Source organism: Sphingobacteriales bacterium (assembly GCA_016711285.1).
Taxonomy (GTDB): Bacteria; Bacteroidota; Bacteroidia; order Chitinophagales; family UBA2359; genus JADJTG01.
In genome coordinates, this window is record JADJTG010000014.1 from 226,510 (window position 1) to 243,043 (window position 16,534).

General features: G+C 43.8%; 10 protein-coding genes. 4 read left to right on the top strand and 6 right to left on the bottom strand.

Annotated features, from left to right (window positions below):
* The first annotated feature begins 7 nt into the window (after window positions 1-7).
* The 4 genes from IPL35_13740 (at window position 8) to IPL35_13755 (ending at window position 7,211) form a co-directional block, all read left to right on the top strand.
* Window positions 8-802 carry an amidohydrolase gene (locus IPL35_13740; GenBank protein MBK8444401.1) on the top strand — a complete coding sequence of 265 codons (795 nt, stop codon included), beginning with the start codon at window positions 8-10 and terminating at the stop codon, window positions 800-802.
* 110 nt (window positions 803-912) lie between these two features.
* Window positions 913-1,365, top strand: a complete 453-nt coding sequence (locus IPL35_13745; GenBank protein ID MBK8444402.1) for a D-tyrosyl-tRNA(Tyr) deacylase — start codon at window positions 913-915, stop codon at window positions 1,363-1,365.
* Window positions 1,366-1,391: 26 nt separating this feature from the next.
* Window positions 1,392-1,736, top strand: a complete 345-nt coding sequence (locus IPL35_13750) for a nucleotide pyrophosphohydrolase (GenBank protein MBK8444403.1) — start codon at window positions 1,392-1,394, stop codon at window positions 1,734-1,736.
* A 294-nt stretch (window positions 1,737-2,030) separates the two neighbouring features.
* Window positions 2,031-7,211, top strand: coding sequence for a gliding motility-associated C-terminal domain-containing protein (locus IPL35_13755; GenBank protein ID MBK8444404.1), 5,181 nt, complete (start codon window positions 2,031-2,033; stop codon window positions 7,209-7,211).
* 175 nt (window positions 7,212-7,386) lie between these two features.
* Here the strand turns inward: IPL35_13755 and IPL35_13760 are convergent, their stop codons facing one another.
* The 6 genes from IPL35_13760 to IPL35_13785 all read right to left on the bottom strand — a co-directional run bounded on the left by IPL35_13760 (window position 7,387) and on the right by IPL35_13785 (window position 16,499).
* Window positions 7,387-7,692 (bottom strand): hypothetical protein, encoded by a 306-nt coding sequence (locus tag IPL35_13760; protein ID MBK8444405.1) that lies wholly within the window; start codon window positions 7,690-7,692, stop codon window positions 7,387-7,389.
* Window positions 7,693-7,751: 59 nt separating this feature from the next.
* Window positions 7,752-8,585, bottom strand: coding sequence for a DUF1963 domain-containing protein (locus IPL35_13765; GenBank protein ID MBK8444406.1), 834 nt, complete (start codon window positions 8,583-8,585; stop codon window positions 7,752-7,754).
* Between the two features lie 198 nt (window positions 8,586-8,783).
* Window positions 8,784-10,388: a CotH kinase family protein gene (locus IPL35_13770; protein ID MBK8444407.1), complete on the bottom strand. Its 1,605-nt coding sequence runs from the start codon at window positions 10,386-10,388 to the stop codon at window positions 8,784-8,786.
* 664 nt (window positions 10,389-11,052) lie between these two features.
* On the bottom strand, window positions 11,053-13,509 hold the full coding sequence (gene priA, locus IPL35_13775) for a primosomal protein N' (GenBank protein ID MBK8444408.1): 2,457 nt from the start codon (window positions 13,507-13,509) through the stop codon (window positions 11,053-11,055).
* Window positions 13,510-13,587: 78 nt separating this feature from the next.
* A complete protein-coding gene (locus tag IPL35_13780; protein ID MBK8444409.1) occupies window positions 13,588-13,731 on the bottom strand; it encodes a hypothetical protein in 144 nt (47 codons plus the stop codon).
* The gene (locus IPL35_13785; protein ID MBK8444410.1) at window positions 13,728-16,499 is read right to left on the bottom strand and encodes a class I SAM-dependent DNA methyltransferase; all 2,772 of its coding nucleotides are present in this window, start codon (window positions 16,497-16,499) and stop codon (window positions 13,728-13,730) included. Before IPL35_13785 ends, IPL35_13780 begins: the two co-directional genes overlap by 4 nt.
* Window positions 16,500-16,534 lie beyond the last annotated feature (35 nt).

The following is a 16,534-nucleotide window of genomic DNA, read 5'->3' on the forward strand; positions in this document are numbered from 1 at the left end:
TATGGATATGCCCCCGACAACAAAGGACCTGCGCTTGGCTTTGGTGCAAAGTGATTTGCACTGGGAAAATGCCGCCGCCAACCGCGCCGCCCTCACGCTGCAATTAGAGGCAATACAAGAAGCCGATATTATCATCTTGCCCGAAATGTTTGCCACCGGCTTCACGATGAACGCCGCCGCCTGTGCCGAAACACTTCAGGGCGAGTCGCTGCAATGGCTGCAAGCGCAAGCCGCCGCCAAACAATGCGCCGTGTGCGGCAGCCTCATTATAGCCGAAAACGGAAAATTTTACAATCGCTTTGTTTTTTGCGATGAACAGGGAAATATCCACAGCTACAACAAACGCCACCTTTTTCGTATGGGCAACGAACACCATACCTACACCGCCGGCACGCAAGCTGTTGTTTTTTCTTATAAAGGCTGGCGCATCTGCCCGCAAATATGCTACGATTTGCGTTTTCCGGTGTGGAGTCGCCAACCCGCCAATCCCTACGATCTACTGCTGTATGTAGCCAATTGGCCTCAGATGCGGCGTTTTGCGTGGCGCACCCTGCTGCGTGCCCGCGCCATCGAAAACCAAACTTTTGTGTGCGCCGTCAATCGCGTAGGCACTGACGGCAAGGGCGTGTATCACAGCGGCGACAGTGCCATTATTGATTTCAGAGGCGATACCCTCACCGAAGCACAGCACCAGAGCAGCATCGTACAGGCGCAGTTGTCGTGGTCGGCTTTGCAGCGTTTTCGGGAGGAGTTTCCGGCGTGGCAAGATGCCGATTCCTTTTCAATTGCAGCAGACGAATAGAGCATATTTTGTTGTGAAAAAGCCTTCAATCCTTGTAAGTGTTGAGAAAATACAGCATTTTACATCCGTTTTTTTAAAAATAATCCCGTCATCACATCATCATTTTTATTATGCGAGCAGTTATTCAAAGGGTGAGCGAAGCCTCCGTGAGCATTGAAGGAAAAATAAAAGGCGAAATTGCCGGAGGCCTGTTGGTATTGCTCGGCATTGAAGAAGCCGACACCGAAGCCGACATTCAATATTTAAGTAAAAAAATAGTGCAGTTGCGTATTTTTGGCGATGAGGAAGGAAAAATGAACCATTCTGTACAGGATAGCGGCGGCGACATATTGCTCATCAGTCAGTTTACGCTGCACGCCTCCACCCAAAAAGGCAATCGCCCTTCTTTCATCAAAGCCGCCAAACCCGCTACCGCCATTCCTTTATACGAAGCGTTTAAAAAAACTGTGGCTGAATATTTGGGAAAACCCGTAGCCTGCGGCGAATTTGGAGCAGATATGAAAGTAAAATTGCTCAATGACGGTCCCGTGACAATTGTGATGGATTCTAAAAACAGAGAATAAAGAAAAAATGTACAATGAATACTGAAATGCACCAAGAACTTACTTTGCGCGCCGCCCAACAACAAGTAGATGAGTGGATAAAAAATATAGGAGTGCGCTATTTCAACGAGCTTACCAATACCGCCATTTTGATGGAAGAGGTCGGCGAAGTAGCGCGGCTGATGGCGCGTATCTATGGCGAGCAATCATTTAAAAACAGCGACGAGGCAAAAAACCTGCCCGATGAAATGGCAGATGTGCTTTTTGTGTTGATATGTCTCGCCAATCAATGTAAAATAGACTTAACAGAGGCATTGCAACGCAATTTGGAGAAGAAAACCCAAAGAGACCGCCAAAGACACCGCAACAATCCGAAATTATCAGATAAATAAATAATAAGCAGCTGTAAATAATCAGTTATAAGTTGTGAAAGAATATAAGTATCTGATTATTAATCATTTATATTAACTTATTAAGTATAAAGCAATTTTAGACGAATACTTGTCATTTAATTTTTTTTATTTTTGGAATGGGTTATAAGACAAAAACATACTTTTTTTTTGTCTTATTTTTATAAAGTCGCTTTTCAAAGTATCTGTATATCTAAAAATATAATTATTTTTATCGCTTTATTTTGCCAAACAAGCTATTCTATCGCCCTTTCAACAAAAACACACCCTTATAATATGAGATTTATTTACTTCTTTTGGTCGTTTTTTGTTCTGTTGCTTTTGGGTACAAAAGAGATGACAGCGCAAAACTGCGACCTGCAAGGTGCTACACTTTCTATTGTTTCGGTTCAAAACGGTTATGTAGAACCCACGAACTACGGAGCAGGTATCGGTCAATCAACAGGCTCCATCAGCAACAACGAACCCCTCAATATCATTGCTACCAGTTCGGGTACCGTAACTGTAACTGTAGGTTATCGTTTTACCTTTATCGGCGGCTCGTCTTGTGCGTGGGTACACGGCTTGAACTGGTCGTCCAGCACCGCCGCCAACTGGTCGGAAGACAGTGGACCCAGTGGCGATTGGATTTATATGCCCAACGGCGTAACCGGTATTTGTAGCGGTAATACAGGGGGGGCAGGGTATTATTACGATGGTCCCGGTGACGATGGCAGCAGCTACGACCCCGCTACCGGCGAATGTTCTACCGGTGGAACTTCCATAGCAGGCTCTGATGTGGACGGCGACCCTTCCGACAACTGGGGTTTTCCGGCTACCAGTGGTTGTAATACGTCATTTACCACTAATGCCTTTCAATTTACCCTCACTTTTTGCCCGCTTTCTCCCGTTCCTACCGATTTTACCACCGATATTACTTTCTCTATCAGCGAAGACGGCGATACAGGCGGTTGGGGACAAGTGGGTACTTGTCAGGATATGTCTAATACCTATACCATTACCATTTTCAATACTTTCAACACTTGCCCTTGTGGTAATATAGAACCCAAAATAACGGCGCAAAAAGACACTTTGAAATATTGTTCTGTCAGCCCGAATGTGGATTTGAATAATGCAGGATTATCGGTGACAGATGGCGGAGCAGTACAATTTTACAGCGCATTGCCTCCTTCTGCTGCTACTTTGGTATCGCCTACGCCTTCTTTGGGACCCGGTTTGAACTTGACTTATTATGCAGTCAGTCAGGGAACATCAGGCTGCTATGATGCCTACCCCATTCAGGTAGTATGGATAGACCCCTGCGCAGATGACGGGAATTGCCAAAATGGTATAGAACAACTCAACAGCGATTGCGAATGTACCAATGTCAATGCTCCCTTTCCCTATCCGCCCGCCTGCGCAGATGACGGCGATAATTGTAATGGCGAAGAAGTATATGAAGACCAGAACACAGGCGATTTAGACGGAAATGGTACAGTAGATTGCGCTTGTGTTTCCGACCCCAACACCATACCGCAAGAACCTGCCGTCGGTTGTAGTGATAATATCTGCGAGAATGGCGAAGAAGTATGGGACAGCACTTTTGATATAGATGGCGATGGTATATTGTGCGAATGTGCCCTTGACCCTAATTCTTTACCCGATATCACCTGCAACGATGACGGTGATAACTGCAACGGCGCAGAAATATGGAACAGTACCATTTGTGTATGCGAAAGCGACGGCAATATTCCTTCCGAACCCGCTGGCGGCTGCTCTGATAATGACTGCTCCAACGGTTACGAATATTGGGATAGTTCCGTTTGCGCTTGCGCCACCGAACCCACCACCTGCGACAACGGCGGTGCTACCGAATTAATTGCTTGTAATGACAACAATGCCAATACCGTAAATGACGAAGCCGAAGTATTGGTGTGCGATAATACAATTATATGTACGCCTTGCGCGGGTACTTCTGCTACCTGCAACAGTGCGGGAATAACATTAGTATCTCAACCCTGCAACGATAACGATGCTTGTACCGAAAATGACGTACAACAAATTATTCAGGGCACTACTACCATTTGTGAGCCTTGCGCGGGCACCCCGATTACCTGCGCCAATGGCGGTGCTACCGAAATTCTTACTTGCGATGATGGTGATGCTGCTACTTTAAATGATGAGGTAGAGGTATTGGTCTGTGATAACAGCGTTATTTGTACACCTTGTGCCGGAACTGCCGCTACTTGTAGCAGTCCGGGTGTAGTGATTGTGCAACAGAGTTGTGATGATGGCGATGATTGTACTTCTAATGACGAAGAAAGCATTATTCAGGGTACAAGCATTGTGTGTGTACCCTGCGCGGGTACTCCGATTACCTGCGCCAATGGCGGTGCTACCGAAATGGTAAGTTGTAATGACAATGATGCTGCCACCCTCAACGACCAAGCCGAGGTGCTGGTATGTGATAATACAATAATTTGTACGCCCTGTGCCGGTACACCGGCTACTTGCAGTGGAGCAGGAGTAGTGATTGTACAACAAAGCTGCGATGACGGCGATGATTGCACCACCAATGATATGGAAGATATTATTCAGGGTACAAGCATTGTGTGTGAACCTTGTGCAGGCACCCCGATTACCTGTGCCAATGGCGGTGCTACCGAAATGCTGGCTTGCGATGACGGCGATGCTGCCACACTCAATGATCAGGAAGAAGTATTGGTATGTAATAACAGCATTGTTTGTAGCCCTTGTGCCGGAACATCTGCCACTTGTGCTTCTCCGGGTATTGTTATTGTCAATCAGCCTTGTAATGATAATGATGCTTGCACCAATAATGATATACAAGGTGTTATTCAGGGTACAAGCATTGTGTGCGAACCCTGTGCAGGCACCCCGATTACCTGTGCCAATGGCGGTGCTACCGAAATGCTGGCTTGCGATGACGGCGATGCTGCCACTTTAAATGATGAAGTAGAAGTATTGGTTTGTGATAATAGTATTATTTGCAGCCCTTGCGCCGGAACATCTGCTACTTGTAACAGTGTAGGTATTGTTTTGGTGGCACAATCCTGCAATGACGGCAGTGCTTGTACCGCAAATGATACCGAGGAAGTAATTCAGGGAACAAATATAGTATGTACACCTTGTGCCGGAACGCCGATTACTTGTAATAGTGCAGGTGCAACAACAACACAACCTTGCAACGACAACGATGCGAATACCATCAATGACGAAGAAACCATATTGACTTGTGACGGCAGTGTGTGCAGCCCTTGTGCGGGTACACCTACTTCCTGTGCGGGCAGCCCTACGGTAGTGCAGGCTTGTGATGATAATGACGATTGTACTAATAATGACGAAGAAACCGTATTGGTGAGTGATGGAACAGTATGTGTACCTTGCGCCGGAACGCCGATTACTTGCAATAGCGCAGGCGCAACAACAACACAACCTTGCGACGACAACGATGCCAATACCATCAATGACGAAGAAACGATATTGACGTGTGACAGCAGTGTGTGTAGCCCTTGTGCAGGCACACCAACTTCTTGTACGGGCAGTCCTACGGTAGTGCAGTCTTGTGATGATAATGACGATTGTACTAATAATGACGAAGAAACCGTATTGGTGAGCGATGGAACAGTATGTGTACCTTGCGCCGGAACGCCGATTACGTGTAATAGTGCAGGTGCAACAACAACACAACCTTGCAACGACAACGATGCCAATACCATCAATGACGAAGAAACCATATTGACTTGTGACGGCAGTGTGTGCAACCCTTGTGCGGGTACACCAACTTCCTGTGTGGGCAGCCCCACGGTAGTACAGGCTTGTGATGATAATAGTGATTGTACCAATAATGACGAAGAAACCGTATTGGTGAGCGATGGAACAGTATGTATACCTTGCGCCGGAACGCCGATTACTTGCAACACAGCAGGTGCAACGACTACACAGTCTTGCGATGACGGCAATGCGAATACCATCAATGATGAAGAAACCATATTGACGTGTGACGGCAGTGTGTGCAGCCCTTGTGCGGGTACACCGACTTCCTGTGCGGGCAGCCCCACGGTAGTACAGGCTTGTGATGATAATAGTGATTGTACCAATAATGACGAAGAAACCGTATTGGTGAGCGATGGAACGGTCTGTGTGCCTTGTGCCGGAACGCCGATTACTTGTAACACAGCAGGCGCAACGACCACTCAACCTTGTAATGACAACGATGCCAATACCATCAATGACGAAGAAACCATATTGACGTGTGACGGCAGTGTGTGCAACCCTTGTGCAGGTACACCTACTTCCTGTGTGGGCAGACAAACTGTGGTGCAACCTTGTGATGATAATAATCCTTGTACATTAAATGATGAAGAGGTTGTATTGCTGAGTGACGGAACTATTTGTGTGCCTTGTGCGGGTACGGCTATTGCACCACCTTCTGCCGGAAACAACAGTACAGCAGACCTCTGCTCTAACGGCAATACAGTGGCATTGATTGATTTGATGCAGGGAAATCCTGATAGCGGAGGTGTATGGACAAATGGTGTCGGTACTACCATTAGCGGCAATTTTGACCCCACTTCCGATGCAGCGGGCACTTACACTTATACGGTGGACAATAACGGTTGTTCTGACGATGCAACATTGACAATATCATTGATAGATTGCTCTGCTTGCCCTACAATTACCAATGCTGCGAGTGTAGATACAACACTTTGCAATGGCGAGACGGTAGATTTTGCGGCAGCCGAAGCATCAATTACCTTTGACGACCCCGACAATTTGTCAAATGGCATAGCTTGGTACAGCAATGCAGCCCTTACTACGGTACTCAACACCGCTACTTTCAGTGCCGACAACTCCGATGCCTGCGACATACAGAATTTAACTTTATACGTTGCGGTATTGTGTGGCACTACACCAGTTGCCGCCGGAACAATAGATGTACAAGTATATCCTGATTACAACAGCTCGCAGATTATTGAAACGGTGAACGAATGTAATGTGCCTACCATTAGCGGCTTATGCAGCAATTATGTCATTACGCCACTCAGCACAGTGCCTTCTCAGGTATTGCCCGGCGATAGTGGCAGCATCGACTGGCAAATCACTTATAATGCAGGCGATTGTTTTTCAATAACAGAAAGCACCCCTTACAATTGTCCACAGACCATTGCTCCCGAAATAGAATATATTGAAGTTCCGAGTGCGTTTTCACCGAATGGCGATAATATGAACGATGTGTTCCGTATCAGCGGCAGCAATAAAGTGAGCAGCATTCAGGTGCTGATAGCCAATCGCTGGGGAAATATCGTATTTGAAGACGATCAGTTGGATTTTTACTGGGACGGTACTTATGAGGGAAAAGATGCGGAAATGGGCGTTTATACTTTGTATATCAAAGCGAATTATGAAAGCGGAAAAGAGAAAATAGTACGCGGAAATATTACTTTGGTGCGCTAAGATTAAAAAAGTGTTTAAATGATAAAAAAAACGGGCATAAAAGTTCTCACTGAACTTTATGCCCGTTTTTTTTAGAGCAGACAAACGGATTTGGGAGGATAGGGTTTTATATTTCTACAAAGATGTCAGCCTTGACGAGTAGTTTTTTTAATGCTTGATTTATAGCAACTTTTAACTACCTCTTTTTAGATAGGTTGATTGATAAACACATTCCAATTGTCGTTAATGCCATCCAAAACAACATTGCCCCAGATTGTTTAACCAATTCAACGTTTGTGAATGTCTTTGAAAATATATTTTCCGTCAAAATTATCCAAATTGGCAATGAAAGCCCTGAAAGCAGAAATACAATAGTAATTGTTTTAATATTCAGTCTTGCTGACTCTATTAGAAGTCCGTTTATTCCCCAAAATCCGGCTCCTGCAAGTCCAGCAAAAAGTGCCAGAGAAATGAATTTGCCAAAGCTAAAAAGTTTGCACACGATGGCACTTAGTGTTCAGTATCCGACCGCAGCAGAACCACTATTATACGCTGTAATTACTAGGTATCTTGAAAAACTAATATTGCCTTATCAAAATTTTTATTCTTTAAATCATCTTTTGTAATTCCAAAATAGCCGATGGCGGTTACAATTCTATCAAAACCTATATAGAAATTTTCCATAGAAACTTGAAGAAGCGTAACAAATTCAGGACGAATAGCATCTATTTTAGCATTACCAGCCTCATTTGATTTATGCGTTTTGAAGTCTAAATACGAAAATGCCCAATCCCAGGTAACATCGTACTGAATCGGCATTGTATATCCTAAAACCTGCTCACCTTCATGATTACCATATTCATCATTAAAAATATATGAATTATCTCGGTCTTCCTCTTCTAAGGATTCTATTTCTAAAGTTTCTCCTGACGGGAAGGTATAAAAAGATTGAAACTCCATTCGTACCGGCTTAAAATGATATTCAGAGGTAAATTCTTTCGGAAAGTCAATATTTTTCAGTTCATTGTTTTCCGAGTAAAGCACCCTGTATCTTTTTTTGTTGTCAGAAACAACTTGCTCTTCGGCATCGGGTTTGTCGGAGTGTATGAAAAAATATATAATTCCTTTATCAGGAAGCTCATTGTCAATATCATACATTTTAATTTCTTCCAAATTTATTTGCGCCAAAAAAATCAACGAGTTTCCCGCAAATGTAGGCCAATCCATTCCGAGGGGCAGGTCTGGTGTGCCTCCAAATCTTGACAAACCTAATTGACTGCCTCCTATTGAAGTCTTTTTATTTATTTTTATGGCAGGCTTTAATAAAGCCTCAACTTTCTTGAAGTCTGTTTGCCACTCCAATTCTTTGAGTGCTTTTATATACTCGTTTTTCAATTTTTCAATTTTTCAATTTTCATTTTGATAATAAGGAATATATTTTGTTTGATAAATAAACCCACATTGCCGCAAAATCAATACAAATATACATCACCCGCAGAAAAATGCACTACTATTACAAGTTGGTATAAAAAATAAACCATATAAAACAAACTTCACAGAGCCGCCGCAGTCGTCTGTGGGTATCGCATTTTTTTATTGTTTTTCAAAATGCGCTTTTACTACCGAGCTGTCGCGCAGCGGAACAGAAACGCAGCTTTCTTTGATGCGGCTGTTGCCAAGCTCCCAATAAGCAAAGCGGTAGCCCTCGGCAGGGTAGGCGTTGAGGTCGATATTTTGAGCACTGAAATAGATGCCTGTAAAAGGATATTGGGTCGGAAAATAGGTGTTGATGGCGATGCTGCCCGAAGCCGGAGGCTCTACGCTGCTCACCATTTTTATTTCGCTGCCCAACAGGAGTTGTTCGCGCAGGTAGCGGCGAATGATGGCGGTGCGCAGTTTGGCAAAAGTGACGATTTCGCCCACATATTTTTCTTTCCATTCCACCACCGACATACCCCATCGTCCGCAATGACGCGGCATTTCGGGTTCTAACTGCGCCGCGAGCCGCTCCAATGTCGCCAATACGTGCTCCGGCGCAAAGGTGCTGTTGAGCAAATCGTTGAAGCGTTGGGTGAAATATTTTTTAAAATCGGGATTTTGAAGCAACATTTTCAGCATTTTCGCTTGCGGCGAATTGGCATTGAATATTTCCATTAAGTTGTTTTCGCCAGCCATACCGATATGCCCCATAGAAATATCCAAGTCGGTGAGAAAAAAATGCCACCTGCCGCCGTCATATTCGGGGCTGCGCCACGCCCGCACATTCCCCGACTGATGCCAATCTTTGTTCACGACATACAGATTGGTAATCATATAATCACAAAAATTTTCAATATTCAAATGTGCTTTTACCCACTCGTAGTGCTGCAAAGCCGATAAATCATTGTTGAAAATATAATCGCGCATTGCCCTGAAATGCTCCGTTGTGCCATCTACCGCTTCCAATCCGCAGCCTTCTACTATTTCAACACTTTTGGCTTTTATGCCGTATTTTTCGGCTAAATAATACTTGTCGGCTTTGTCGCGCAGGTCGTGAATACCCCAGTATCTTCCGTTGATATATACCACTACCGGACGATATTGCTGTACATCTACCGTTCCGAGCGGGGCGATGAGTTCGTGTATAAGCGGGTCATTGAGATGTGAGAGTTTAAAATTTTGCCCCGAATTTTTGAGCAATACATTGCGGTACGATTTTTGGGCTTGTTGCGGAAAAAAAGAAAATTTAAACCTATTGCCGTATAAACCGCCGAGTGCTTTTATTTGCAAACTTTTCATATCAAAAGCCCGTGAGCCGGCTCCGTGAATTTTTGCTCCTGCTTTCTGATGAAAACGCAGGTCGCCTTTTTCATCCAACCACTCAAAAAATACCGGAATTGTCCAATCTTGCCAAAAATTAGCTCCGTGGTGCGGCGGTTGCGGCTCGGCATACATTCCTTTTTCGTAGATGCCGCGCTCCACGCTGAACCAATCGCCGACATTTCCGGTTAAAAACACCACCGGAAGGCTTGGTTTTTTTTCAAACAAATAAGTGCGCTCCACCACTTCACTGGGCAGGCAGGTGCGGCTGTAAGCCACCGCTTTTATCATTTGAGAACTGTTGATAATGACAGGCTCCTGATAGCGTTTTGAGCGCGAGGTAGGCTCGCTGCCGTCGGTGGTATAATACACGTCCTGTTCGGGGTCGCTCTCTATCATCACCCACATTTCTTTTTTGATAAAACCCCGATTCGCCGATAATTTCGGGGCTTTTGGTGTAGCACTGATAGGGCAGGGAGGTGTTGTTGGATTTTTTGGGAGTGGGGTTTTCAAAAATAGCCCAGCCCATCGTTCGGCTGTCGCCTACTCTGCCGTAAGCGTGTCCAAAGCGCACTTCGCGCAAGCCTACAGCATCTGTTTTTTCGCCCGCCGCATTGCTCAGGAGCAGGGTATCTTTTTCATCAATTTTAAAATTGGTATGTAAAAAACGGTTGGGAATTCCACTATTTTCGGTACAATCCAATTTGTTTTTTCCCGACAAAAAAACAATAAGATAGCTGTAAGGCTGCATTTGCACATCGGGAATACGCCATTTTCGCGCTTGTTTGGTATTATCGCTCAAATAAAAACCCTCTAAATTTGCCACAGCAGCACTATTGTTGTAGAGTTCTAACCAAGTAGGATAATCTTTGTCCTGATCAGCAAAAAGAAAATAATTATGAAAGCAAATTTCATTCAACTGCACCTGAGCACAGGCAGAAAAATACCCTGCAAAGTACAGGAGCAACAGCAAGCAGCGCACCATAGAGTGTAGTTTTGGAGTGCCGCGAAAGTACAAAAAAATATAGAAATGCTGTATTTTATCTTTAAAATCAGTCCGAAATTACATAGGGTCTATATCCAATTGGGTGATGACGCTTTTGTATTTGGGGTCTTGTTGCATGCGCTGCATGGTGGTTTGGAGGTGCGCTTTTCCGGTGCGAATGATGTGCGGGTCGCGGGGGAGTTTGAGGGTGATTTCGCGCAAATAAAAATTGCGGATACGGCTGATGAGGGGCGAGATGGGTCCCAAAACGGCATCTTTGAGTTCGCGGCGCAACTCCTCCGCAAAAATAAAAGAAGCATCGTTGAGCAGTTCGCGGTTTTTGTGTTTGAGGGTAATATTGATGAGGCGGGTATAGGGCGGATAATGCCATTGCTGGCGTTGGCGCACTTCTTCTATATAAAAATTCTTAAAATCGCCGCTTTGGAGGTATTCAAATAAGGGGTGTGCGGGTAGCGTGGTCTGTATCAATACCTTTCCCTGTTTGTCGCGCCTGCCTGCCCTGCCGCTCACCTGAAGCATCAACTGAAAGGCGCGTTCTGCCGCCCTGAAATTCGGAAAATGAATGAGTTGGTCGGCACTCAAAATACCCACCAATCCCACATTATCAAAATCCAAGCCCTTTGTCACCATTTGCGTACCTACCAAGATATGGGTTTTTTTCTGCTCGAAGTCGCTGATGATTTTTGAAAAACCGGTTTTGCTCTGTGCCGTATCAAAATCCAAACGCCCCAAATGCACTTCGGGCAGGAGCAATTGCAGTTCGTCTTCTATTTTTTCGGTGCCAAAACCCTGCTCGCGCAAATGGGTAGAGTCGCAATCGGGGCATTGCGACAAGCCCGCAATTTGGTAGCCGCAATAATGGCATTTGAGGATATGGCTGTTTTTGTGGTAGGTGAGGCTCACATCGCAACGCGCACATTTGGGTACGGCGTTGCAGTCGTTGCACATAATAAAAGGAGCGTAGCCGCGCCTGTTTTTAAATAAAATCACCTGCTCCTCGCTCGCCAAAGTATCTTTAATGGCATCTAAAAGGGGCTTGCTGAACAAAGACACCATTTGCTGCCGCACCGAAGCCAAGGACAAATCTATGAGTTCAATAGTGGGCGGCTGCACACCGCCGTAGCGTTCTGCCATTTCCACCAAACCATAGCGACCGAAGGCGGCGTTGGCGTAGCTTTCAATGGAAGGGCTTGCCGAACCCAGCAGCACTTTTGATTGAAACAAAGTACCCATATATACCGCCACATCGCGGGCTTGGTAGCGCGGTGCGGGGTCAAACTGCTTATAAGAACTGTCGTGTTCTTCGTCCACCACTATCAGCCCCAAATCCGAAAAAGGCAAAAACAAAGCCGAGCGTGCGCCCAAAACAATCTGATATTCTTTGTTCAATACTTTGTTCCAGATTTCTACGCGCTCGGCATCGTTGAATTTGGAATGATAAATGCCCACTTTGTCGCCGAATACTTTTTTCAGGCGGCTGATCATTTGTGCTGTTAGTGCAATTTCGGGCAATAAAAAAAGGGCTTGTTTGCCTTGCTCAATAGTACGGCGCAGCAATTCTATATATACTTGTGTTTTTCCGCTTGACGTAACACCGTGCAGCAGGGCGATGTTTTTTTCTTCTAAATGTTGCTGTAAGAGTTGCAGGGCACGCTGCTGGCTGTCGTTGAGTTCGTAGCTGATAGGAGCGATATTTTCCGATATAGAATCGGCGAGTCGGTCCACTTTTTTTTCTGTGAGGGCAAATACTTTTTTTTCTACCAAAGATTTGAGCGAAGCATCGGAGGCGGCGGTGCGTTGGAGGAGTTTGCTTTTGGCGATGTCGTTTTGTTGGCTGCTTTTGGAGAGTTGCCAGTAAGCCATCAGTAATTCTAATTGTTTGGGAGCTTTGGCGAGTTCGTCAAACAGTTGTCGCAGTGCCTCTTCGTCGTGGGAGTAAGGCGATTGCAGGCGCACAAAAGTTGCCGTTTTGGGCTTGTAGAGTTCCTGCAATTCTTCTTTCACCAACACCACGCCTTTATCCAACAAGGAGCGAATGAGCGGGTAAATATTTTTTTTATTGACAATGCTGCGTATTTGTTCGGGGGAGAGTTCGGCTTGATGCTGCAAGGCTTCGGCGATGAGGTATTCGTCGTCGCTCAGGAGGCTGAGGTCGTGCGAAAAAAGGGGATTAGCGGATAAGATGCTTTCGCCCGACAATTTGAAGGCGGCGGGGAGGGCGGCGTGCATCACTTCGCCCACCGAGCACATATAGTAGTTGGCTATCCACTGCCACAGTTGCAGGTGAATGGGGTGGAGGAGGGGCTTTTCGTCTAAAATGCTCAATATGGCTTTGGGCTTGATGCCTTCGGGTAATTGCGGCGAGAGGCGGGCGATGAGGCCTGCATATACTTTTTGCTTGCCGAAAGGAACTTCTGCCCTACACCCCACCTGTGCCGCCGACTGCAAAGCGGCAGGAACGGCAAAAGTGTAAATTTGCGGCAGAGCAAGCGGTAAAATAATTTCGGCGTACATTGATAAAAGATAATTAATGAACAAAAATACCCTAAAAATGATTTAAAAAGGGTAAAAATGCAGCATTGATGGGGTATATCAAAAGTTGAGCCGTTTTTTTTTGGGGCGGCGGCGGCATTGCACTTTGGTTGAACACTCCAAACCGTCATCAGTTGTTTTTTGCAAAACTGCTGTCGGCGTTCTTATTATTCTCGTAGGTGTGTTGTTATCCGTTTTTATCAAGCGGTTGTTTTTTTAGTTTTTTGGGGTTTCTCTTTTGTAAAGAGGTCTGCCGTATATTTTTCGTACAATCCAAATAAAAACTCCATTCGGTTGGCTTCGCTCGTAAATGCTTGCGGGCGGTATGCCAAATCAACGGCTTTGTCCAATTCGTTGTGTGCTTTTACTAAGGCGGGCGGCATTGTGAGAGGGTCGTATAAATCTGCCAAACTACTATTCGGGAATTGAAGCCTCGCATCTAATACTTTTTGTGCGGCTGTTTCTATGGCTTTTACTTGTTTGTCGCTTGGGTTTTCTGGCCAAGGAAAGTTATTGTAAACGATGTCTTTGGAATATCTAAAATCACTTTTCATTCTTCCACAAATGTATTTTATCCAAATATTGTGCATTAAAGAAGTTAAAACTCCAAACAAATACAAATTTGCATTTGGAATTATTAGTGCTGTACCGCTAACAATATTTTCAGGTTGAATAAACCCAATAGGAATATATCTTCTTCTTTCAGAGGAAACCTTTGGAATTAACAGAAATTCGGTTTCTGGCTGACGTATTTCTCCAAAAAGCATTGGTTTTTCAGCAAGTTTATTCGTAGCTGCTCTATTACTGCTTAATCTAAATTTCTTAGTCTTTTCAATTCTATCAAGGATAAATTTAGAGTTTTTTAAAACAGACGGTTCAATATTCTGCAACCATAAACACCAACGTTTTTTGTTATTAATAAACTCATCGCCACCTGTATATTTTTTAATTGCACTTATAATTTGAGGTTCATTTTTTAATGCTTCTTCTTTTTCTTCATCAGTCAAAATTAAATTTCCTTCGTCAATTGGCATACTTCCATAATTCATTTCAGGAACTTTACAGATTGGAAATTTTCTGTTCTCAACTGTAATGTCTTTCCCTTCTACTAAAAAAGGATTGATATTTTTTACTTTTATTTCGTGGGCTTCGCCTTTAATATCTTCATATTCAAAAATGCTCTTGTTTGCAGTATCGTAGTTGGCAAAGCCAATTATCACACAATATACTGCTGCATTTCCTTTAGCTTCATTGCTCCATTTAAAAGTTCGGTGAGCAAAATGAATTTTGATTTTGTATTTATTGAACATTAAGCCCCAAAACAACCCTGTTTGTTCGCCTTGACAAATTGAATTTGTAGAAACAAAAGCAACTTTTATTTTTGTGTTTTGAATGTATTTTGCCGCTTTTATATACCAAGCTGTTACATAATCTAAAACTCCTGTCCCTTTAATATTTGCAAATACCATTTCCATATCTGCTTTCTGTTCGGGCTTTTGTTCTTTCTTTCCTATGAATGGCGGATTTCCAAGAATAAAATAAAGGTCGTTTTTAGAAACTACGTTTTCCCAATCAATTCTTAGTGCATTTCCGTGAACAATATTTGCCGATTTTTTTAATGGTAAACGCACAAAGTATTGTCCAAATTCACTACTCACCAACATATTCATTTGGTGGTCAATGAGCCACATTGCAACTTCGGCAATTCGGGCAGGAAATTCTTCGTATTCAATACCTGCAAATTGGTCAACATCTATCCAAAGAATTTGGCTGACATCTAAAACTTTTTGACCTGATTTGTTGAGAGCTTTCAACACTTCAAACTCTAAGAGGCGCAACTCGCGGTAAGTGATAACCAAGAAGTTTCCGCAACCGCAAGCGGGGTCTAGGAATTTGAGTGTGCTTAATTTTTTATGAAATTCAGGAAGTTTGTTTTTGTTATCTTTTATGTTTTCAAATTCTTTCCAAAGCTCGTCCAAGAAAAGCGGTTTGATAAGTTTTAAAATGTTGGTTTCGCTGGTATAGTGTGCGCCCAAGTTTCGGCGTTCTTTTGGGTTCATTACACATTGAAACATAGAGCCGAAAATAGCGGGCGAAATTTTGCTCCAATCAATATAACAGCAATTTAATAAGGCTTGCCGCATATTGCGGTCAAAACTTGCGGTAGGCAATATTTCTTCAAACAATTTTCCGTTTACATAAGGAAAGCCGCCCAATTGCTCGTCCAGATTTTTAAAACGCTTTTCTTTGGGTGTGTTGAGCACCTGAAAAAGTTCTTGCAATTTTGCTGCGAGGTCGCTGCCGTCTTCGGCTGTTCGTTGTTCTAAATAGTCTTGAAATTGTTGTTTGTTGAAAATGGTGGTATCTTCGGCAAACAATAAAAACAAAATACGAACCAAGTAAACTTCTAACGGGTGTCCTGTGTAGCCAATTTCTTCCAATCTGTCGTGCAGTTTCCCCATCAACTCGGCTGCTTTTATGTTGGCGGGGTCTTGTTCTTTGTAAATTTTTTTTTGATACCCTAAAAGGTAACCGAAGTGCTGAACGTGGGTTACAAGGTCATTGAGTTTAAATTCAATATATTCTCCTGCTGTGGAGGGTTCAGGGGAGGTTTCGAGGTCGTACAATCGGAAGTTTTCAAAGTCGGAAATCAGAATAAATTTCGGTAGTTCGTGTTCTTTCAGTCCGTGCAAATAGTCTTTGGCTTGTTGGTAGGCTTTGTCAAGGTTTTTACCGCGACTTTTCATTTCAATTAAAATCATTCCTTTCCAAAGCAGGTCAATGTAACCGTCTTTGTCGTCTAGTTTTTTTACTCTGTGTTCAAAAGAAGAAACACGTTTGCTCGTAATACCAAACACATTAAAGAACTCCACCAAAAATGGTTTTGCATCTGCTTCTTCGTTTGAAGTGTCCGCCCATTCTTTGGAGAATTTTAATGCTCTATCTTTTATTTCGTTCCAGCTTAAAGTCATTCTTTTTGATGTTTGTTATGGGTTGTTTGTCATTT